The sequence below is a fragment of the Pseudomonas sp. TE24901 genome (assembly GCF_054058375.1).
Window position 1 is genome coordinate 207,691 of record NZ_JBSSAF010000003.1, and the last position, 20,352, is coordinate 228,042.

Annotated in this window: 17 protein-coding genes and 1 riboswitch; of the genes, 6 read left to right on the top strand and 11 right to left on the bottom strand. The window is 62.3% G+C overall.

The annotated features are described in order from the left end of the window. Positions 1-59 precede the first annotated feature (59 nt). The 7 genes from parC to ACVWVP_RS07185 all read right to left on the bottom strand — a co-directional run bounded on the left by parC (position 60) and on the right by ACVWVP_RS07185 (position 8,126). Positions 60-2,324 (bottom strand): DNA topoisomerase IV subunit A, encoded by a 2,265-nt coding sequence (parC, locus tag ACVWVP_RS07155; protein ID WP_457404968.1) that lies wholly within the window; start codon positions 2,322-2,324, stop codon positions 60-62. 70 nt (positions 2,325-2,394) lie between these two features. Then, a complete protein-coding gene (locus ACVWVP_RS07160; RefSeq protein ID WP_457404971.1) occupies positions 2,395-3,390 on the bottom strand; it encodes an esterase-like activity of phytase family protein in 996 nt (331 codons plus the stop codon). Continuing rightward, a complete protein-coding gene (gene parE, locus ACVWVP_RS07165; protein WP_178918666.1) occupies positions 3,390-5,297 on the bottom strand; it encodes a DNA topoisomerase IV subunit B in 1,908 nt (635 codons plus the stop codon). The genes ACVWVP_RS07160 and parE overlap by 1 nt, the downstream gene beginning before the upstream one ends. 45 nt (positions 5,298-5,342) lie before the next feature. Continuing rightward, positions 5,343-5,951 carry a YqiA/YcfP family alpha/beta fold hydrolase gene (locus ACVWVP_RS07170; protein WP_178918665.1) on the bottom strand — a complete coding sequence of 203 codons (609 nt, stop codon included), beginning with the start codon at positions 5,949-5,951 and terminating at the stop codon, positions 5,343-5,345. A 204-nt stretch (positions 5,952-6,155) separates the two neighbouring features. After that, complete coding sequence (gene cpdA / locus ACVWVP_RS07175; protein WP_457404975.1) at positions 6,156-6,971, bottom strand: 3',5'-cyclic-AMP phosphodiesterase; 816 nt, start codon at positions 6,969-6,971, stop codon at positions 6,156-6,158. A 97-nt stretch (positions 6,972-7,068) separates the two neighbouring features. Continuing rightward, positions 7,069-7,518, bottom strand: a complete 450-nt coding sequence (locus ACVWVP_RS07180; RefSeq protein ID WP_176997154.1) for a DUF1249 domain-containing protein — start codon at positions 7,516-7,518, stop codon at positions 7,069-7,071. Continuing rightward, positions 7,509-8,126 carry an NUDIX domain-containing protein gene (locus ACVWVP_RS07185; protein ID WP_259172675.1) on the bottom strand — a complete coding sequence of 206 codons (618 nt, stop codon included), beginning with the start codon at positions 8,124-8,126 and terminating at the stop codon, positions 7,509-7,511. The genes ACVWVP_RS07180 and ACVWVP_RS07185 overlap by 10 nt, the downstream gene beginning before the upstream one ends. Before the next feature lie 455 nt (positions 8,127-8,581). On the opposite strand from ACVWVP_RS07185, the gene ACVWVP_RS07190 reads away from it, so the two are divergent. After that, on the top strand, positions 8,582-9,328 hold the full coding sequence (locus ACVWVP_RS07190; protein ID WP_259172676.1) for an RsiV family protein: 747 nt from the start codon (positions 8,582-8,584) through the stop codon (positions 9,326-9,328). Here ACVWVP_RS07190 and cytX read toward each other — a convergent pair. After that, positions 9,297-10,586: a putative hydroxymethylpyrimidine transporter CytX gene (cytX, locus tag ACVWVP_RS07195; protein WP_457404978.1), complete on the bottom strand. Its 1,290-nt coding sequence runs from the start codon at positions 10,584-10,586 to the stop codon at positions 9,297-9,299. The genes ACVWVP_RS07190 and cytX overlap by 32 nt on opposite strands. Positions 10,587-10,730: 144 nt before the next feature. Further along, positions 10,731-12,620: a phosphomethylpyrimidine synthase ThiC gene (gene thiC, locus ACVWVP_RS07200; protein WP_259172678.1), complete on the bottom strand. Its 1,890-nt coding sequence runs from the start codon at positions 12,618-12,620 to the stop codon at positions 10,731-10,733. 148 nt (positions 12,621-12,768) lie between these two features. Beyond that, positions 12,769-12,874: riboswitch (TPP riboswitch) on the bottom strand. A gap of 196 nt (positions 12,875-13,070) precedes the next feature. Here thiC and ACVWVP_RS07205 point away from each other — a divergent pair. After that, a complete protein-coding gene (locus ACVWVP_RS07205) occupies positions 13,071-14,510 on the top strand; it encodes a TolC family outer membrane protein (protein WP_457404981.1) in 1,440 nt (479 codons plus the stop codon). Between the two features lie 107 nt (positions 14,511-14,617). On the opposite strand, the gene waaA is transcribed toward ACVWVP_RS07205, so the two are convergent. Both waaA and ACVWVP_RS07215 read right to left on the bottom strand, forming a co-directional pair. Further along, on the bottom strand, positions 14,618-15,895 hold the full coding sequence (waaA, locus tag ACVWVP_RS07210; RefSeq protein WP_178918659.1) for a lipid IV(A) 3-deoxy-D-manno-octulosonic acid transferase: 1,278 nt from the start codon (positions 15,893-15,895) through the stop codon (positions 14,618-14,620). A gap of 23 nt (positions 15,896-15,918) precedes the next feature. After that, entirely contained in the window at positions 15,919-16,809 is an 891-nt protein-coding gene (locus tag ACVWVP_RS07215; RefSeq protein WP_178918658.1) for a LysR family transcriptional regulator, read from the bottom strand. A 100-nt stretch (positions 16,810-16,909) separates the two neighbouring features. Between ACVWVP_RS07215 and ACVWVP_RS07220 the strand changes: the two genes are divergently transcribed. The 4 genes from ACVWVP_RS07220 to ACVWVP_RS07235 all read left to right on the top strand — a co-directional run bounded on the left by ACVWVP_RS07220 (position 16,910) and on the right by ACVWVP_RS07235 (position 20,301). Next, entirely contained in the window at positions 16,910-17,245 is a 336-nt protein-coding gene (locus tag ACVWVP_RS07220; RefSeq protein ID WP_178918657.1) for a DMT family transporter, read from the top strand. A 70-nt stretch (positions 17,246-17,315) separates the two neighbouring features. Then, complete coding sequence (locus ACVWVP_RS07225; RefSeq protein ID WP_259172680.1) at positions 17,316-18,491, top strand: NAD(P)/FAD-dependent oxidoreductase; 1,176 nt, start codon at positions 17,316-17,318, stop codon at positions 18,489-18,491. Beyond that, entirely contained in the window at positions 18,488-19,300 is an 813-nt protein-coding gene (locus tag ACVWVP_RS07230) for an aldo/keto reductase (RefSeq protein WP_457404984.1), read from the top strand. Before ACVWVP_RS07225 ends, ACVWVP_RS07230 begins: the two co-directional genes overlap by 4 nt. 41 nt (positions 19,301-19,341) lie before the next feature. Further along, the gene (locus ACVWVP_RS07235; protein ID WP_457404987.1) at positions 19,342-20,301 is read left to right on the top strand and encodes a metal ABC transporter ATPase; all 960 of its coding nucleotides are present in this window, start codon (positions 19,342-19,344) and stop codon (positions 20,299-20,301) included. Positions 20,302-20,352: the final 51 nt, after the last annotated feature.

The following is a 20,352-nucleotide window of genomic DNA, read 5'->3' on the forward strand; positions in this document are numbered from 1 at the left end:
CTCCAGCGCCAAAGCGCCGATCTACGCGTTAAATCGTAGATCGGGGGCTCTAATCGGCATTAAACCGGCGTTTCTACCAACAAAGCATCCACACGCTGGAAGCCACGCGGCAGTTTGTTACCACGCCGGCCGCGCTCGCCCTTGTAATGCTCAAGGTCGTCGGGGCGCAGCGACAGCGTACGCTTGCCGGCTTGAAGCACCAGGGTAGCGCCTTCCGGGATCACCGCGATGTCGGTCACGTACTCTTCGCGACTGGCCACGCGCTCGCCCGGGATACCAATGATCTTGTTGCCTTTACCTTTGCCCAGTTGCGGCAGGTCGCTGATCTTGAAGACCAGCAAGCGGCCTTCGGTGGTCACCGACGCCAGCCAATTGCTATCACGGTCATCCACCGGACGCGGCAGGATCACCTTGGCGTTGTTCGGCAGGCTCAACAGTGCCTTGCCCGCCTTGTTCTTGGCCTGCAGGTCTTCGCCTTTCACGACAAAGCCATACCCGGCGTCGGAAGCGATCACATACAGCGCGTCATCGTCGGGCAGCAGCACACACTCGAAGTTTGCCCCCGGTGGCGGCGTGAGGCGCCCGGTAAGCGGCTCGCCCTGCCCCCGTGCGGATGGCAACGTATGGGCCGGCACCGAATAGCTGCGCCCGGTCGAGTCGATAAACACCGCAAACTGGTTGGAACGCCCGGCTGCGGCGGTCTTGAACCCATCGCCAGCCTTGTACGACAAGCCAGTGGCGTCAATATCATGCCCTTTGGCTGAACGAACCCAACCCTTTTCCGACAGAACGACGGTAATTTTCTCGTTTGGCAGCAGCTCGGTTTCTGTCAGAGCTTTCGCTTCAGCGCGCTGAACGATCGGCGAGCGACGGTCATCACCGTAGGTTTCGGCGTCTTTGATCAATTCGCTGCGCACCAGCTTCTTGAGCTTGGCTTCGCTGCCCAGCAGGGCCTGCAGCTTGGCTTGCTCCTTGAGCAGGGCATCCTGCTCGTCGCGCAGCTTCATTTCTTCCAGTCGTGCCAACTGGCGCAAGCGGGTGTCGAGGATGTAGTCGGCCTGGATCTCGCTCAGCTGGAACTCGGCGATCAGCTCGGCCTTCGGGTGTTCGGCCGTGCGGATGATGTGGATCACTCTGTCCAGGTTGAGATAGGCAATCAGCAAGCCGTCCAACAGGTGCAGGCGGCGCTCAACCTTGTCGAGGCGAAATTGCAGGCGGCGACGCACGGTCTGTACGCGGAACTCCAGCCACTCCACCAGCAGGTTGCGCAGGTTCTTGAGCTGCGGCTTGCCGTCCAGGCCAATGATGTTGACGTTGACCCGATAGCTGGACTCAAGGTCGGTGCTGGCAAACAGGTGCTGCATCAGCACTTCGTGGTCGACCCGGCTGTTGGTCGGGATGATCACGATGCGGCACGGGTTCTCGTGGTCGGATTCGTCGCGCAAGTCGGCAACCTGCGGCAACTTCGACGGCTTGGCCTGCATCAGCGCGGCGATCTGTTCCAGTACCTTGGCGCCGGACACCTGGTGCGGCAGCGCGGTGACGATGATGTCGCCGTCTTCGACGTGGTACACGGCGCGCATGCGCACCGAGCCCTTGCCGGTTTCGTACATTTTCAGCAAGTCGGCGCGCGGCGTGATGATTTCCGCTTCAGTCGGGTAGTCCGGGCCCTGGATGTGCTCGCAGAGCTGTTCCACCGTGGCCTTGGGCTCATCGAGCAAGCGCACGCAGGCCGTGGCGACTTCCCGCAGGTTGTGCGGTGGCACGTCGGTGGCCATGCCCACGGCGATACCGGTGGTGCCATTGAGCAGGATATTCGGCAAACGTGCTGGCAACACCAGGGGTTCGTCGAGGGTACCGTCGAAGTTAGGGCCCCAGTCAGCGGTGCCCTGCCCCAATTCGCTCAGCAGCACTTCCGAATAACGCGAAAGTCGCGCTTCGGTGTACCGCATGGCGGCGAAAGACTTGGGATCATCCGGCGCACCCCAGTTGCCCTGGCCGTCCACCAGCGTGTACCGGTAGCTGAACGGCTGGGCCATCAGCACCATGGCTTCGTAGCAGGCGGAGTCGCCGTGGGGGTGGAACTTACCGAGCACGTCACCGACGGTACGCGCCGACTTCTTGTGCTTGGAATCGGCATCCAGGCCCAACTCACTCATGGCGTAGATGATGCGCCGTTGCACGGGCTTCAGGCCGTCGCCGATATGCGGCAAGGCACGGTCCATGATCACGTACATGGAGTAGTTGAGGTAGGCATTTTCGGTGAAGTCAGCCAGCGACCGGCGTTCTACGCCATCTAAGCTGTCTGCGAGGATGTCACTCATGCGGGCCTCATCATTTGGTAAGACGCAGCGAAAATGTCGCGACGTCGGGTCAATTCAAGAAAATTCACGTTCATGGCTGGGCACTCCAGCCACCGGCCGGGGCGGCAAAACGATAGACCACCGGGCGTTTTTCACCATCGGCGCGCGGGCCGAAGTTATTGTCGATGCCCAGCCAGGCACCGTCAGCATCCACCACCAACGCTTCGGCCAAGCCATACGGCTGGGCGTAGCGACGCTCGGGCGTCAGGGTTTCGTCAGCAAACGACCAGCACCGCTCAACCTTGGCGGTGACCGCATCGCGCCGGCAAATCTGGAACGCATTGCGCTCCAGGGTAAACAGCTTGCCGTTGAACAGCGCCAAGTCGGCAAAGTCCTTGGACACCGCCTTGGCGTTGGTGAACTGCGACGGCTGTACGTCCTGGCCAGCCTCGCTCAGCAACACGCAGGGCCCATCGCAGTCCCATACGCTTTGCGCACGCTTGATCGAGATCAGGCCGCGCCGCTCACGTTCGGCCGCCAACCAGAGTTGATTGCCTTCAGGATTGATCGCCAGGCCTTCAAACAACGCATTGAAGTGCAGCAACATGCCACTGGCCCGTGCTTCACGCACCATGCTCGGGGCGATCTTCAACCACTGCGACTCACCGCTGACCGGCACTTGCAGCACCGCCGCATGGGCTTCGCTGACAATGTAGCGGTTGCCCGCCGCATCGCAGGTGATGCCTTCGAAATCCAGGTCGCCGCCACGAATGAACGAAGCGGCCTTCGTGCGCGAACGCAGGCCCCAGGGCAACCCGGACTCGGGCACCGGTGGCACGTCGATCTTTACGGTTTCGGCCTGCCAGGTCGGCGCGCTGATATCCAGGCGGTAGATCTGGTCATCATCACGATCGGAAACCGTCCACAGGTCCTTGCCACACAGGGCCAAGCCAGAGAGGTTGCCGCCGCGCATGCCGTCGACCGGGTGCTCGGACACCAGCTTCAGTTCTGCAACGGGCGCGGCAGCCACCTGGGTGGCCGCCAACCCGCTCAACATCAGGATCGCCAGGGCGAAACCTGTGCGCATCAGCCCAGAACCTCGGCCAGATTGCCCTTGGATTCCAGCCAGGACTTGCGGTCCGGCGCGCGTTTCTTCGCCAGCAGCATATCCATCATTTCCGAGGTTTCGGCAAAGTCTTCGCCCAACGTCAACTGCACCAGGCGCCGGGTGTTCGGGTCCATGGTGGTTTCGCGCAGTTGCGGCGGGTTCATTTCACCCAGGCCTTTGAATCGCGTGACCTGCGGCTTGCCGCGTTTCTTCTCGGCCACCAGGCGGTCGAGGATGCCATCGCGTTCGGCTTCGTCCAGGGCGTAGAAAATCTCCTTGCCCAGGTCGATGCGGTACAGCGGTGGCATGGCGACATAGACGTGGCCAGCATCCACCAACGGACGGAAGTGCTGCACGAACAGTGCGCACAGCAGCGTGGCGATGTGCAGGCCGTCGGAGTCGGCGTCGGCGAGGATGCAGATCTTGCCGTAGCGCAGCTGGCTCATGTCCGCTGCGCCCGGGTCAACACCGATGGCCACAGCGATGTTGTGCACTTCCTGGCTGGCCAGGACTTCACTGCCATCGACTTCCCAGGTGTTGAGGATCTTGCCGCGCAACGGCAGGATCGCCTGGAACTCCTTGTCCCGCGCTTGCTTGGCGGAACCACCGGCGGAGTCACCCTCCACCAGGAACAGTTCGGAACGCATCGGGTCTTGCCCGGCGCAATCGGCCAGCTTGCCGGGCAGTGCCGGGCCCTGGGTGATGCGCTTGCGCTCGACCTTCTTGCTGGCTTTCAGGCGGCGGCCGGCGTTGTTGATCGCCAGCTCGGCCAGAGCCAGGCCCAGCTCAGGGTGCTCGTTGAGCCACAGGCTGAAGGCGTCTTTGACCACACCGGAGACAAACGCCGCCGCCTCACGGGACGACAGGCGCTCTTTGGTCTGGCCGGAGAATTGCGGCTCCTGCATCTTCATCGACAGCACGAACGCGATACGCTCCCACACGTCTTCCGGCGCCAGCTTCACGCCCCGTGGCAGCAGGCTGCGGTATTCGCAGAATTCGCGCATGGCATCCAGCAGGCCCTGGCGCAAACCGTTGACGTGAGTACCGCCCTGGGCCGTCGGGATCAGGTTGACGTAGCTTTCCTGCACGCTGTCGCCGCCCTCGGGCAACCACAGCAGCGCCCAGTCGACCGCTTCTTTATTACCGGCCAGGCTGCCGCAGAACGGCTCGTTGGGCAGGCGCTCGAACTCACTGACAGAGTCTTCGAGGTAAGAGCGCAGGCCGTCTTCGTAGTGCCACTCGACCTTTTCACCGGTGCCTTTGTCTTCAAAGGTCACCAGCAGGCCCGGGCACAACACAGCCTTGGCCTTGAGCACGTGCTTGAGGCGGCTGATGGAGAATTTTGGCGAATCGAAGTATTTCGGGTCCGGCGCGAAGTACACGCTGGTGCCGGTGTTGCGCTTGCCAACGGTGCCGATCACGGCCAGGTCGGTGGCTTTGTAGCCATCGGCGAAGGTCATCTCGTATTCGTTGCCGTCGCGCTTGACCCGCACCCGCACCAGTGTGGACAGGGCGTTGACCACCGAAATCCCCACACCGTGCAAGCCACCGGAGAACTGGTAGTTCTTGTTGGAGAACTTGCCACCTGCGTGGAGCTTGGTGAGGATCAGTTCGACGCCAGGCACACCCTCTTCCGGGTGGATGTCCACCGGCATGCCGCGACCATCGTCGGACACTTCCAGGGAATGGTCAGCGTGAAGAATGACATGCACCGACTTGGCGTGACCCGCCAGGGCTTCGTCGACACTGTTGTCGATGACTTCCTGGGCAAGGTGGTTCGGCCGACTGGTGTCGGTGTACATGCCGGGGCGTTTGCGCACCGGGTCGAGGCCCGAGAGGACTTCGATGGCGTCGGCGTTATAGGAGCTAGCGCTGGGAGTGGCCATAGGGTCTCGTCGTGAGTCGTTCGATTAAAAAATGACCTGCGATTTTCAAAGAGCTGCGAAATCGAAGGATTGATAGTGATCAGGGCCAATGCCGGCAAAACTCAGCATTGCCGGTAACTGCCGGGCAAACCCCTGGTAACCATGATCGCCACCCGCCTGGATGCGCAAGGCACAGGCCCGGTAATACTGTTGGGCAAGGCGATAATCCAGGGTTTCATCCCCGGTCTGCAACCACACCTGATAACGCGCGGCATCCTGGGGCGCCGGCACTTCCAGCTCGGCCAGGGCCGTGACGTGGTCGTGGGTCAGTTCCCAGGTTTCATCGGTGTAGAGGTTCTTCTGGGTGCCCAGGTAACCGTCGAACATGCGATGCGGGCTCACGGCCGGGTTGACCAGCAGCGCCTTGAGGCCATGGCGTTCGGCAAGATGGGTTGCATAGTAGCCGCCGAGTGAGCTGCCGACCAGCAGTGGCCGCCCCAGTTCGGCAATCGCCGCTTCCAACTGGGGAATCGCCTGACGGGGATGGTGATGCAAAGCCGGCACACGCAGTTGGTCGGCCAGGCCGAGTGCGCCCATCACGGTAGTCAACTGAGTGGCCTTGTTGGACGCCGGCGCACTGTTGAAACCGTGGATATAGAGGATCGAAGCAGACATGCCGGGCTCTCCGTGCATCAGCCAAAGAGGCGCAGTTTACAGGGATCGGGGTGGTGTGTGAGGCCCTCAATATTCAAGACACCGAAGATCCCATGTGGGAGCTGGCTTGCCTGCGATGGCGGTCTACCTGCCAATAAATGTGTGACTGACACACCGCTATCGCAGGCAAGCCAGCTCCCACATTTTGATCAGTGTTTTCAGCGTTTAATAACCGTTGCTGCCGTAATCCACGGTGAAGGCGAAGCCCTGGACCCGTTCAATGCCTGTCTCCAACCGTCCGTCGGGGTGCAGGCGCAGCCAGCGGTAACCCGGCGCCTGCTCGCTGACGTTGAAGTCCTCGCTGCCCGGCGCGAACTGGATACAGGTGGACGGCGAAGCCAGCAACCGCACGCCATTGCGCTGGCGGTCGATTTCCTGGTGCACATGGCCCCAGAGCACCGCCTTGACCTGCGGGAAGCGATCAAGCACGGCAAACAGCGCGTCAGGGTTGCGCAGACCGATAGGCTCCATCCACGCGCTGCCGATCGGCACCGGATGGTGATGGAAGCACACCAGATGGTGCCTGTTCGGCGCCTCGCTCAAGGCCTGGGCGAGCAATTGCAATTGTTGGTCCTGCAGATAACCCGGCACCGAACCCGGCACGGCGGAGTCCAGCAGGGTGACGCGCCAGTTGCCGATGTCGACCACCGGCTCCAGCAAATCGCTGTGTATGGCGGCGTGCGCCATGATCTGCGGCTCGTCGTGGTTGCCCGGAATCCAGCGCGCCGGAGCGTCGACGGCCCGAGTCATCTCGCGAAACTGCTGGTACGACGCCAGCGTGCCGTCCTGGGAAAGGTCGCCCGTGGCCAGTATCAGGTCGATCTGCGGCTGCTGCGCGCGCACCAAGTCGATCACCCGCTGCAGGCTTTCGCGGGTGTTCATGCCCAGCAGCGTGCCGTCGGCCTCGGCAAACAGGTGGCTGTCGGACAGTTGCACCAGCAACGCCGAAGCGTCGGGGCTCACGGTGGATACGCTCGGCAAGGCGCTCTCCCTAGGCAATCACAGGAATGGACAGTTGGCGTGATTATGCTGGGCAGGACACAAAGGGGAAACCCAAGGAAGCAGACACAGTTCACATCTACCGCACGACTTCGAACTCGTGGCCCAGGGCCAGGCAGTGACTCAACCACTCGCCGAGGAACACATTGAGCTGTGCTTTCTCATCGGGCTGGTGCATGAACACGTTGGGGTAAGGATAGATGCTGCGAAAGCGTCGCGCATGTTCGGCGCTGATCACTTCGGCCATCCGCGCGTCGTGGTACACCTGCACTTCCAACTGCGGCACCGGCAGCCAGGGTAGGCTGTGCTCCTGGCGCACCCGCAGGGTGGTGGTGTACGGGCAGGTGAGCATGACCTCCAGGGTCAGCACGCCGAGCATCTGGTCGCCGTGGGTCACGGCAATGCGCCGCGCCTCAGGCGTGTGGCGCATGTCGGGAAGCAGGCGCATCAATCGCGCATAGTTGGCCTCGCAGGCCGCTTGCAGCCCCACCAGGTCAACTCGATAACGTTCCCGTGCCTTTACTGCCATAACCCCCTCACTTCCGCGCGATTAAGCGCAAGCCATTGCAGGGCGATGATGCTGGCTGCGTTGGAAATTCTGCCGTCGCGCACCGCTTGCAGGGCATCCTCGAACGCCCAAGTGGTGACGCGGATATCTTCAGCCTCTTCTTCCAATCCATGGACGCCACCTGCGCCTTTGCTGTCGCAACGGCCGAGGTACAGGTGGACAAACTCGGTACTGCCGCCGGGCGAAGGGAAATACTTGGTGATCGGCCACAACGCGGAGAACGTCAGCCCAGCTTCCTCCTCGGCTTCGCGGTGTGCAACCTCCTCCGGCTCTTCATCCTTATCGATCAGGCCGGCGACCATTTCCACCAGCCAGGGGTTGTCGGTACGGCCCATGGCGCCTACGCGAAACTGCTCGATCAACACCACTTCATCGCGCTGCGGGTCGTAAGGCAATACGCACACGGCGTCATGACGCACAAAGACCTCACGGTTGATCACCCGGCTCATGCCGCCGTCGAACTTCTCGTGACGCAGCTGCACGCGATCAAGCTTGTAGAAGCCCTGGTAGGCATTGTCACGCTGAACAATCTCGATCTTGCTCGGCGTCGATTTCGCAATGTCCGTCATATCCTTCCTCGTAGTGCCGGTGCAATGGGCGCCATCCTAACGCGCTCCCGCCCCTTGGTGCAGCCCCTTTCCAGTTGCCGGGATAGACGGCGGGCGTCAAACTCTGGGGGCATTCTCAATTAGTTTCCCCGTCGCGCCGGGCCTGCTGCTGTGCAGGGCAAGGCGCGAGAAGCGTAGTTTGGTTTTCCAGATAAGCTTCGAGCAACGCAGCCCTGCGCAGCAACAGGCCCGGCCCTTCGGGTTGTGCCTTAAAGCGGGCCATGCTGCGTTGCAGGCCTTGAAAAGGGAACACCATTCCCTGCGGCCTGCGCCTTGCCTGGCCCGCTTTAAGGCGACAACGCGACGGGGAAACTAATTGAGAACGCCCCCACTAATCAGCTTAGTGGCGAACTGACTGCTTTGTCGGTAGTCGAAGCTCCACAAATTTCGCTCTTATCGCTAGACGAAGGACTTCCATGTCGCTTTTGAAAATCGCCTCTGTGGCCTGTATCGCGCTGACCCTGGGCGCCTGCCAGAGCCTGTTCCAACCCAGCTACCTCAAGCCGCTGGACACCACGCCGGACGCCTCGGAACAGATCAAGCCCGGCTGCGACAGCCCGGATTGCCCGCTGGTGAACATTGATACCGTGCACTTCCCCACCGAGCCGCAACTGGACGCCCTGGTGGAACAGCGCCTGCTGCAGATGACCCGCACCACGCCGGGCGCCAGCGTGCCGCCCACCTTGAATGCCTACCGGGACAAGTTCCTGCGCGAGTCCGCCGACCGCAACAGCATGTACCTGCAAGCCAAGGTACGTGAGCAGCATGACGGACTGGTGATCATCGAAGTCTCCAGCTACCTGGACACTGGCGCCGCCCACGGCGAGCCCGGCCGTGGCTTCATCAACTATTCACGCATCCTGCACAAAGAGCTGAGCCTGACCGACATGTTGCTGCCGGGCCAGGAGCAGGCGTTCTGGAATACGGCCAAAGTCGCCCACAACAGCTGGCTGATCAACTCGCAGATGGACCGTGACCCGGAGTTCGTGAAGAACTGGCCGTTCCAGAAAACCCCGAACGTGGCGCTGACCAGCAACGGCGTGGTGCTCAAGTACAACGTGGCTACCATTGGCCCGTACGCGTTGGGGCTGATCGAAATGACCATCCCCTACGCGCGCCTCACCGGTGTACTCAAGCCTGAGCTGATGCCCGCACGCCACTGACGGCGCGGCCCAGCACCAATTGCAACAGCCCTGCCAGCACCAGTGCCGGCAGGGTCGCACCGACATCCGGATACAGATTGGCCAGCAGGTGGTAAGTCGCAATGCCACCCAACCAGGCCAGCAGCGACGGCCAACGCAGGCTGGCAACCACGCCCTCGCCACGACGGCGCAGGATGAAGTGATCCACCAGCACCACGCCGAACAGCGGCGCAAACACCGAGCCAATCAACAACAGGAAGTTCTGGTACTGCGCCAACGGCGCAAAGCAGGCGATCAGGGTGCAGATCACACCGATGGCCAAGGCCAGGTGCTCGACTTTCAAGCGCAACAAAATGCCGCTGGAGACTGCTGCCGAGTGAATGTCGGCAAAGGCGTTTTCCGACTCGTCCAACAGGATCAGCAACAGCGGAATCCCTAGGCCCGCACCGGCCAGCGCCAGCAACAGCGCATTCACTTCACCGCTTGGCGCAAACGCCAGTGTGTAGGCCACGCCCAGGCTCATCAGCCAGAAGTTACCGATAAAGAATCCCAGCGCAGTGCCGCCGAACACGCTTTTTGCGCGTTTGCCGAAGCGCGAGTAATCGGCGATCAACGGCAGCCACGACAGCGGCATGGCGATCGCGATATCAAACCCCACGGCAAACGGCATTGAGCCGTCACCGGATTTGGCCCAAAGCGCGACAAGGTCGGCCTTGGCGAACAGGTTCCAGGTCAGCCACAGGCAGGCGGCGAGCAGCAGCCAGATACCCCACTTGCGCAGGATCTGACGTACGAACGTCAACGGGCCGCTCACGGCGAGCAAGGTCGCCAAGCCGCCGAAAAACAGCGTCCACAACAACGGACTGGCCAACAGGCTGCCGTCGCTGAAGGCACGGGCGCCCAGCAGGCTGGCGGCGTCGCGCATCACGATGATCTCGAACGAACCCCAGCCAACCAGTTGCAACAGGTTCAACAGCGCCGGCAGGCTGGCGCCTTTGGCACCGAGGCTGAGTTTGAGCGCGGCCATGGCGGACAGGCCAGTGTCGCTGCCGATCACGCCGACGGCGGCCAGCAACAGCACGCCCACCAGGGTGCCCAGGAAGATTGCCAGCAAAGAACCGGACAAACCCAGGCCCGGCGCCAGCAGCGCGCCGGTTTGCAAGACCATCAGGCCGATGCCGAGGGAGAACCACAGGGAGAACAGGTCGCGGGCGCCGAAGACGCGTTTGTCACTCGGCACTGCAATATCAGGAGAGTAAGTGCTGGGTTGAATGCTCAAGGGGGCTATCTCAGAGGGACATTTGTTGTTTGAAAGATTGCTTTCGCGGGCAAGCCCGCTCCCACATTTTGAGTTGTGAACACATTCAAATGTGGGAGCGGGCTTGCTCGAGAAGAGGCCCTTACAGGCGCCCGCGCTCCCGGATCAGACCTTCTTGTAGAGCTGGCTGCCTTCCTGCTTGAACCGCTCCGCCTGCTCGGCCAAGCCCTTGGCCACGTCCACGTCCACCGCCTCAATGCGCTGGTTGGCCGCGTACTCACGCACTTCCTGGGTGATTTTCATCGAGCAGAACTTCGGCCCGCACATCGAGCAGAAGTGTGCGACCTTGGCCGAATCCTTCGGCAGGGTTTCGTCGTGGTACGAACGCGCGGTGTCCGGGTCCAGGCCGAGGTTGAACTGGTCTTCCCAACGGAATTCGAAGCGCGCCTTGCTCAAGGCGTTGTCGCGGATCTGCGCGCCCGGGTGCCCCTTGGCCAAGTCCGCCGCGTGTGCAGCGATCTTGTAGGTGATGATCCCGGTCTTCACGTCATCCTTGTTCGGCAAGCCCAGGTGCTCCTTGGGCGTGACGTAGCACAGCATGGCGCAACCGAACCAGCCGATCATCGCCGCGCCAATCCCCGAGGTGATGTGGTCGTAGCCCGGCGCAATGTCGGTGGTCAGCGGGCCTAGGGTGTAGAACGGCGCCTCGTCACAGCATTCCAGCTGCTTGTCCATGTTCTCCTTGATCAACTGCATCGGCACGTGGCCAGGGCCTTCGATCATGGTTTGCACGTCGTGCTTCCAGGCGGTCTTGGTCAGCTCGCCGAGGGTTTCCAGCTCGCCGAATTGCGCGGCGTCGTTGGCGTCGGCAATCGAGCCCGGGCGCAGGCCATCGCCAAGGGAGAAGCTGACGTCGTAGGCCTTCATGATTTCGCAGATTTCGTCGAAATGCGTGTACGTGAAGTTCTCTTTGTGGTGCGCCAGGCACCATTTGGCCATGATCGAGCCGCCACGGGACACGATGCCAGTGACACGCTTGGCGGTCAGCGGCACATAGCGCAGCAGCACACCGGCGTGGATGGTGAAGTAGTCGACGCCCTGCTCGGCCTGTTCGATCAGGGTGTCGCGGAATAGCTCCCAGGTCAGATCTTCGGCGGCACCGCCGACTTTTTCCAGGGCCTGGTAGATCGGCACCGTGCCGATCGGCACCGGCGAGTTGCGGATGATCCACTCGCGGGTTTCATGGATGTGCTTGCCGGTGGACAAGTCCATCACGGTGTCCGAGCCCCAGCGGATGCCCCAGGTCAGTTTCGCCACTTCTTCTTCGATGGACGAACCCAGGGCGCTGTTGCCGATGTTGCCGTTGATCTTCACCAGGAAGTTACGGCCGATGATCATCGGTTCCAGTTCGGTGTGGTTGATGTTGGCCGGAATGATTGCGCGACCACGGGCGATTTCTTCGCGCACGAATTCAGGGGTGATGATCTTCGGCACACTGGCGCCGAAGCTGTGGCCGGCGTGCTGCTGGTCGAGCAGGCCGGTGGCGCGGGCTTCTTCGAGCTTCATGTTTTCGCGGATGGCGACGTATTCCATCTCGGCGGTGATGATGCCTTTGCGCGCGTAGTGCATCTGCGTGACGTTGGCACCGGCCTTGGCGCGGCGCGGGTTTTTCACGTGGGCGAAGCGCAGGGCGGTCAGCTCGGCGTCGCTCAGGCGCTGTTGGCCGAAGTGCGAAGTGAGACCTGGCAGGCGCTCGGTGTCGTTGCGCACTTCGATCCACGGCGAGCGCACATCGGCCAGGCCTTTACGCACATCGATGATCACATTGGGGTCGGTGTAGGGGCCGGAGGTGTCGTACACAGTGACAGGGGCGTTGATTTCACCGCCGAAATCGGTGGGGGTCACGTCCAGGCTGATTTCGCGCATCGGCACGCGAATGTCCGGGCGGGTGCCTTGTACGTAGATTTTTTGCGAGCGGGTAAACGGCTGCACGGAGCCGGAGTCGACCTTGGCCGATTCACTCAGGTGCACGGTATTTTTTAGTTTTGTCGTCATCACAGGCTCTCCAACTATCCAGGCGGTGGATTTTTGTCGGAGCGAACCTGGGACGGATGGACGCACTGAAACCAGTGCTGTGCTTGGCGCACGAGGGCTGCTCTATAAATGAACAGCATCCCGGACGAAGCACAAGAGGACTCGCCGGGTGACGAGAAATCTTGTTCCCTACGCAGGCGCTAACCTGATCAGGTTCAACGGGATCCGGTATTTACCGATCTCAGCCTTCCAACAAGGCACCCCGACAAGAACGCGGCCAGTCTAGACCATGCCGAGGGCAAATTGCCAATGGCGGTGCATTCAGCGTGATGAATGGCGTGATTGCAGGATTGTTGTGCCGTGATCCGGCCACTACACTCGGGAGCTGCCCCAAGGCTTGACGGCAGGAATGGCCAGCCTTAGCCTTGGGCGCTAAATTATCGCCGTAATATTCACTCTAGGGATCGCCTCATGCTGCGCAAACTCTCACTGGCTCTCGCCGTGTCTTGTGCGACCAACGGAATGGTCTGGGCAGCAGAAGCGCCCTTGTCCGCCAAGACCGACTTGGTCAGCGTCTACCAGGAGGCGGTAAACAACAACGCCGACCTGGCCGCTGCCCGCGCCCAATACGGTGCGCAGAAAGAAGTGGTGCCCCAGGCCCGCGCCGGGTTGCTGCCGAACCTGTCGGCCGGCGCCGACAGCAACAACGTGCGCACCCAGATCGACCAGCCCGCCGCCACCGTCAACCGTGATGCGCACTCCTGGCGGGCCACCCTCAGCCAGCCGCTGTTTCGTGCCGATCGCTGGTTCCAGCTGCAGGCTGCCGAAGCCGTCAACGAGCAAGCCTCGCTGCAACTTTCGGCCACTGAGCAGAACCTGATCCTGCAAAGCGCGGAAAACTACTTCGCCGTACTGCGCGCCCAGGACAACCTGGCTTCGACCAAGGCCGAAGAAAACGCCTTCAAGCGCCAGCTCGATCAGTCCAACGAACGCTTCGATGTCGGCCTGTCGGACAAGACCGACGTGCTGCAATCCCAAGCCAGCTACGACACGGCGCGCGCCAACCGCATCGTCGCCCAGCGCCAGGTGGATGACGCCTTCGAGGCGCTGATCACCCTGACCAATCGCCAGTACAACTCGATCCAGGGCATTGTTCACACGCTGCCGGTGCTGCCACCAGCACCGAACGACGCCAAGGCCTGGGTTGAAACGGCCGGCCGCCAGAACCTGAACCTGCTCGCCAGTAACTACGCGGTGACCGCCGCCGAAGAAACCCTCAAGCAGCGCAAGGCCGGTCACGCTCCGACCCTCGACGCCGTGGCGCAATATGAAAAAGGTGACAACGATGCGTTGGGCTTCAGCAACCCGAACCAGTTGCCGGTGCCCTACGGGGGCGATGTGTCCCAGCGCACTATCGGCCTGCGCTTGAACATCCCGATCTACAGCGGCGGCCTGACCAGCTCGCAAGTGCGTGAATCCTATTCGCGCCTGGACCAGACCGAACAGCAACGTGAAGGCCTGCGCCGCCAGGTGGTGGAAAACACGCGCAACCTGCACCGAGCAGTGAACACCGACGTGGAACAGGTACAGGCACGCCGCCAGTCGATCATCTCGAACCAGAGCGCGGTGGAAGCCACGGAGATCGGTTACCAGGTGGGTACGCGCAACATCGTCGACGTACTGGACTCACAGCGCCAGCTCTACTCGTCGGTGCGCAACTACAACAACAGCCGCTACGACTACATCCTCAACAACCTGCGCCTGAAGCAGGCCGCGGGCACCTTGAACCCGGGGGATCTGCAGGACCTGACGCGCTACCTCAAGGCTGACTACAACCCGGACAAGGACTTCCTGCCGCCCGACCTGGCCAAAGCCGCGGCCGAGCAGCTCAAGGCCCGCCCGGGTAATTAAGCCCACCACAAAACCAGTGTGGGAGCTGGCTTGCCTGCGATGCAGACACCTCGGTGCAACTGAAGTACCGAGGTGATGCAATCGCAGGCAAGCCAGCTCCCACAGCGTTATCGGTTGATCAAACGATCGAGGCCGTCCAGCAAGCGCTTTAACGCGCCCTGGTTGGCCTGCATCACCGCAAGCCCCGCCTGCCCCATCTTGCGCGCATCCTGCGGCAGCTCGAACAACTGGCGCACCGCCTCGGCCAAACCTTGCGCGTCATCCACCTCACGCAACGCCCCGGCCTCGCGCATCATCGCGGTGATTTCGAGGAAGTTGAACACCTGCGGCCCCATGATCACCGGCAGCGCCAGCGCTGCAGGTTCCAACGGGTTGTGGCCGCCGGTGGGCACCAGGCTGCCGCCGACAAAGGCGCTGTCGGCCAGCGCATACAAAAACAGCAACTCGCCCATGGTGTCGCCGAGCAACACCGAAGTCTGCGGCGTGACCGGCTCGCCACTGGAGCGGCGCACCGTGGCAAACCCTTGCTGCTGGCACAGTTCGAACATCGGGCCGAAACGTTCCTGATGACGCGGCACCAGAATCAGCAGCGCGTTCGGGTAGCTATCGAGCAACTGGCGATGGGCTGCCAGCACCACCTCGTCTTCACCTTCGTGGGTGCTGGCGGCGATCCACACCGGGCGCTCGCTGGCGCCCCACTGTTCGCGCAACGCGGCGGCACGCACCGGCAACTGCGGATCAACGGTCAGGTCAAACTTGATCGAACCGGTCACCTCGACCGTTTCCGGGCGGGCGCCAAGGCTCAGGAAACGCTGGGCTTCGGTGTGCGTCTGCACCGCCAGCAAACTCATCTCGGCCAGCATCGGCGCGGTCAGCTTGGCAAAACGGCCATAGCCCTTGGCCGAGCGCGCCGACAACCGCGCATTGGCCAGCGCCACCGGAATTCCGCGCTGGGCACAGGCGTGAATGTGGTTGGGCCACAGTTCGGTTTCCACGATTACCGCCAGTTTCGGCTGCACACGATCAAGGAAACGCTTGGCTGCACACGGCACGTCATAGGGCAGGTAGCAGTGCTGGATGCGCGGTTCATGGGCAAACATCGCCTGGATACGCTCGGAGCCGGTCGGCGTCATGCACGTGACCGTGATCGGCAACGTGGGATGGCGCTGCAGCAACTCGCGCACCATCGGCGCAGCGGCGATGCTCTCGCCCACCGACACCGCGTGCACCCAGATCCCGCCCGGCTGCATCACCGGCAAGCCGTAGGAAAACCGCTCGCCGACGCGCTTGGCGTAGGCCGGCGCCTTACGCGCACGCAGCCACAGACGTAAAGCCACCAACGGCAGCGCCAGGTAAAACAGACAGCTGTAGAGAGTTCTATTCATGGCGGCGGAGTTTATCGGCTTTTTCAGTCAATCGCCTGCAAGCACTCAGCAAAACGTTTGGCCAGGAAGCGCGCAGCGGGGCCCAGGTGCTCATCGCGGCGCCACACCAGCTCCACCACCAGGGCCGGCGGCGTCCATTCGCTATCCAGCTCGACCATCTGTTGCTGGTAAGTCGGGTACTGCACGATATGTCGGGGCAGCCAGGCCCAGCCCAGGCCGCTCATCAACCATTCGGCCAGTACGTAGAAGCTGTCGGCGCGCCACACCAGAGGGCTCGCGGCCTCACTGCCGGGGTAGACGCTGGTCTGGGTCGACATCAGCAACTGGCGAAATTGCGCCAGGCGTTGGCAATCCACGTAGGTCTCTTTCGCCAGTGGGTGATTCACGCCACAGACCGTGACCATTTCCACACTGCCCACCACCCGCCGCTCAAGGGCCTCGGGGATCTGGTCGTGATAGAACAACAGGCCCAGGTCAGCCTTGCGCTCCACCAATTTGCGCGCCACGTCACCCTGGGCAGCGCTGGACAGTTGCACTTCCAAATGCGGGTACTGCCCGGCCAACGCCTCAAGGCTGTCGAGCACCGGCTGGAACAGCATGGCTTCGTCCTGGGCCAGGCGCAGCAAGGCTTCCTCGCCACGCGTCAGCGAGAGTGCCCGACCATTGAGCCGCTCACATTGGCGCAACACTTCGCGTGCCTCCTCCAGCAACACGCTACCGGCCTCGGTCAACGTGGGCTGGCGCCCGCTGCTGCGCTCAAACAGGGTCAGCCCCAAGTCCGCTTCCAGCAAGGCAATCGCGTTGCTCACCGCCGACTGCGCCTTGCGCTGACCACGCGCCACGGCCGAAAACGAACGCTGCTCGGCGACGCTGACAAACAGGCGCATCTGGTCCAGGTTCCATTGCACACTCATGGCTCAACCCATCTTTAATTCGGATAGGTAATGACTTTACCCCATCTGTCGAACCCCTAAAATGCCAACCCTGTAGAAACCCACTCCGAGGATTACCACCATGAATGCCGCCTACGTCTATCTGGCCATTGCCATCTGCTCGGAAGTGATCGCGACCGTTTCGATGAAAGCCATCAAGGGGTGGAGCACTCCCATTCCCCTGTTGCTGGTCATCGTCGGTTATGGCGTGGCGTTCTGGATGCTGACGCTGGTGGTGCGCACTGTACCGGTGGGCGTGGCCTACGCGGTCTGGGCGGGGATGGGGATCGTGATGGTCAGTGTCGCGGCGCTGTTCATCTATGGGCAGAAACTCGATACGCCAGCGATCATGGGCATGGGCCTGATCGTACTGGGCGTGGTGGTGATCCAGCTATTCTCGAAAACTGCAGGGCACTGATACCCGTCGGGCGCCCACCCATTTCGATCCCTGTATACTGCGCCTCTTGTCTTGAACACTGAGGTCGCCCATGCCATCCGTTATTTCCACCGACGTACTGATTGTCGGCGCCGGGGTTGCCGGCCTCTGGCTGAATGCGCGCCTGCGCCGCCAGGGGTTTTCCACGGTGGTGGTGGAAAGCGCTACTTTGGGTGGCGGGCAAAGCGTGAAGTCCCAGGGGATCATCCACGGCGGTGCGAAATACGCCCTGCACGGCGCCCTCACCGGCGCGTCCGAAGCCATCGCCGATATGCCGCGCCGCTGGCGCGAAGCCCTGGCGGGCAAGGGTGAACTGGACCTGAGCGGCGTGCGCTTGCTCTCCGAAGCCCATTACCTGTGGTCCCCTGGTACCCTCGCCGGCAACCTCACCAGTTTCTTCGCCAGCAAGGCCGTGCGTGGCCGCGTCGACCAGGTCAAGGGCGACGACCTGCCCCCGGCCCTGCAGGACCGCCGTTTCAAGGGCAAGGTCTATCGCCTGGCGGAACTGGTCATCGACGTGCCCAGCCTGATCGACCGCCTGGCGCACCTGGCCGGTGACGGCTTGCTCGCCGGCCAGCAAATCGAACCACTGCTCGAAGACGACACGCTGGTGGGCCTGAAGGTGGATGGCCGCGAGATCCGCGCCCAGCGCATCGTACTGAGTGCCGGTGCCGGCACGGCAGAGCTGTTGACGGCCCTGGGTTTGAGCCAACCGGCCATGCAGACGCGCCCGCTGCACATGATCATCGCCAAGGGCCCCGGCCTGAAACCGCTGTACGCCCACTGCCTGGGTGGCGGCACCAAGCCGCGCATCACCGTCACCACCCACCCGGCCGCCGACGGCAACTGGGTGTGGTACATGGGCGGCGATATTGCCGAGGCTGACGGCGTAGCGCGCACGCCAGAAGAACAAATCGCCACTGCGCAAAAAGAGCTGGCGCAGTTGCTGCCCTGGATCGACATGAGCCAGACACAATGGGCCACCTTGCGCGTCGACCGCGCCGAACCCCTGCAATCGGGCCTCACCCGCCCCGACAACGCCTTCCTCGCTGAGCAGGGCCGCCTGTTGGTGGGCTGGCCAACCAAGCTGGCCCTGGCGCCGGACTTTGCCGACCGAGTGATCAGCAGCCTGGAACGCGACGGCATCCACCCAGCCACGCGTGAGCCCCTGCCCGAATTGCCAAAACCCGCCATCGGCGTACCTGCCTGGGAGCAACTGCTGCCATGACCCTGCCAACCTTGCACGATCTGCATCGCCCCCTGGGCAGCACTGGCCTGCTGGTATCGCCCCTGGGCCTGGGCACCGTGAAGCTGGGCCGTGACCAAGGGGTGAAATACCCCAGCGGCTTCCAGATACCGGGCGACGACGAGGCGCGGATGCTGCTGCGCCAGGCCCGCGAATTGGGCATCAACCTGATCGACACCGCGCCGGCTTATGGCCGCAGCGAAGAACGCCTGGGGCCGCTGCTGCGCGACCAGCGCAAGGACTGGGTGATCGTCAGCAAGGTCGGCGAAGAGTTCGAAGAGGGGCTGTCCAGCCACGACTTCAGCGAGGCCCATACCCGGATGTCGATCGAGCGCAGCTTGAAACGGCTTGAAACTGATTTTATCGACCTGGTGCTGGTGCATTCCGACGGCAATGACATGCACATCCTCAACGAGTGTGAGGTTTACCCGACCCTCGAGGCGCTGAAAAAGGAAGGCAAGATCCGTGGTTTCGGCTTTTCCGGCAAAACTGTTGAAGGCGGCGTAAAGGCTCTGGAACGCGGTGATTGCACAATGGTCACCTACAATTTGAACGAACAAGCCGAGAAAGCCGTCATTGATTATGCAGCCGCCCACGGCAAAGGCATCCTGGTGAAAAAGGCCTTGGCCAGTGGCCACGTTTGCCTGGAGCCAGGAATGGATCCAATTCGAGCCAGTTTCATGTTGTTGTTTGCGCAAACGGGCGTCGCCAGTGCTATTGTCGGGACCATTAACCCGCTGCACCTGGCCCATAACGTGGCGACCGCTGCCCAGGTCATTCGTCAACTCTGATGCCGCCCACGCGGCCGACCCCGTCGCAAGAAGGAGCCGACATGCCGCGAACGCTCATAAGAAAAAACCCCAGCAATTTCAAAACACTGCCGCTGCACGTCGAAGCCACCCCCGAAGGCCTGAGCTACCAGAGCGTGGGCATGCCGCTCAACTTTGCCCAGACCCTGCAACGGCGCAAGCCGGTAGAAGTGGCAGACCCCGAGCGATTCGTCCTGGAGCTGGCCAACCTGGGGGTGTCGGTACGACTGACCCTGCACTGGCAAAACAAGGATTACTGGGTGCTGGTGCGCCAGCGCCGCCAAGACCGTGGTGACGTGGTGCTCAAGCTGATCTCCGGCTACGTCCCCGCCCACGAACTGAACCTGCCGCTGCACACCGCCATCCAGGAAATCGCCGAGGAGTGCTTGCTGGAAACCCCGGAAGGCTGGCTCGGTGGACGTTTCAACGACACCTGGCTGCCCGCGCCCTACTCCGCCGCGCTGCATTACCGTGAAGCCCTGCCGTTTCGCCTGAGCCCCTTGTCGGGTGCAGCACGCCCGGTGCGTTGCGCCACCACCCAGCTTATCGAACGGCCGCGAGCCTACGTGCACTTGCCCACGGCGTCGCTGCAGTTGATCTACGACCTGCGCCTGGAAGTGCCCAAGGAAGCCAAATCCTTGAGCCTGTTCCATGTGGATGAACGCCTGGAAGGCGACCAACTGGTGGCCCGCCTGGACCGCCAGCGTCCGGACCTGTACCTGATGCCCTTGAAGGACGGCCAGCCCCTGGCCGAGCTGTACACCGTCAAGAAAGACCAACTCTACCCAGCGAGCACACGCGGTTTGTACCTGGCAGAAAGCTTCGCCCAGCAGGAGGGTTGGTTGGTGCGTGATGAGCGGATTCGCTGGAAGGATTGGCTGCGGCAGCAAGGCCTGGCAGAGCCAGAGAAAGAGTCGAAGCTCAAGCGCCTGGCGCAGCGCGTGTTGCGCAAGATCGTGCCGAAGAAAAAAGCCAGCCGCTGATCTCAAGAACAAACCTGTACCTGTAGGAGCCGGCTTACCGGCTCCTACAGA

Excerpts from the sequence above, each read along its gene's own strand:
- ACVWVP_RS07180 (WP_176997154.1), bottom strand. The coding sequence starts at position 7,518 with ATGGCAGTAAAGGCACGGGAACGTTATCGAGTTGACCTGGTGGGGCTG.
- ACVWVP_RS07225 (WP_259172680.1), top strand. The coding sequence starts at position 17,316 with ATGCCATCCGTTATTTCCACCGACGTACTGATTGTCGGCGCCGGGGTT.
- ACVWVP_RS07230 (WP_457404984.1), top strand. The coding sequence starts at position 18,488 with ATGACCCTGCCAACCTTGCACGATCTGCATCGCCCCCTGGGCAGCACT.
- parE (WP_178918666.1), bottom strand. The coding sequence starts at position 5,297 with ATGGCCACTCCCAGCGCTAGCTCCTATAACGCCGACGCCATCGAAGTC.
- ACVWVP_RS07220 (WP_178918657.1), top strand. The coding sequence starts at position 16,910 with ATGAATGCCGCCTACGTCTATCTGGCCATTGCCATCTGCTCGGAAGTG.
- ACVWVP_RS07185 (WP_259172675.1), bottom strand. The coding sequence starts at position 8,126 with ATGACGGACATTGCGAAATCGACGCCGAGCAAGATCGAGATTGTTCAG.
- parC (WP_457404968.1), bottom strand. The coding sequence starts at position 2,324 with ATGAGTGACATCCTCGCAGACAGCTTAGATGGCGTAGAACGCCGGTCG.
- waaA (WP_178918659.1), bottom strand. The coding sequence starts at position 15,895 with ATGAATAGAACTCTCTACAGCTGTCTGTTTTACCTGGCGCTGCCGTTG.
- ACVWVP_RS07170 (WP_178918665.1), bottom strand. The coding sequence starts at position 5,951 with ATGTCTGCTTCGATCCTCTATATCCACGGTTTCAACAGTGCGCCGGCG.
- thiC (WP_259172678.1), bottom strand. The coding sequence starts at position 12,620 with ATGACGACAAAACTAAAAAATACCGTGCACCTGAGTGAATCGGCCAAG.
- ACVWVP_RS07215 (WP_178918658.1), bottom strand. The coding sequence starts at position 16,809 with ATGAGTGTGCAATGGAACCTGGACCAGATGCGCCTGTTTGTCAGCGTC.
- ACVWVP_RS07205 (WP_457404981.1), top strand. The coding sequence starts at position 13,071 with ATGCTGCGCAAACTCTCACTGGCTCTCGCCGTGTCTTGTGCGACCAAC.
- ACVWVP_RS07190 (WP_259172676.1), top strand. The coding sequence starts at position 8,582 with ATGTCGCTTTTGAAAATCGCCTCTGTGGCCTGTATCGCGCTGACCCTG.
- ACVWVP_RS07160 (WP_457404971.1), bottom strand. The coding sequence starts at position 3,390 with ATGCGCACAGGTTTCGCCCTGGCGATCCTGATGTTGAGCGGGTTGGCG.
- ACVWVP_RS07235 (WP_457404987.1), top strand. The coding sequence starts at position 19,342 with ATGCCGCGAACGCTCATAAGAAAAAACCCCAGCAATTTCAAAACACTG.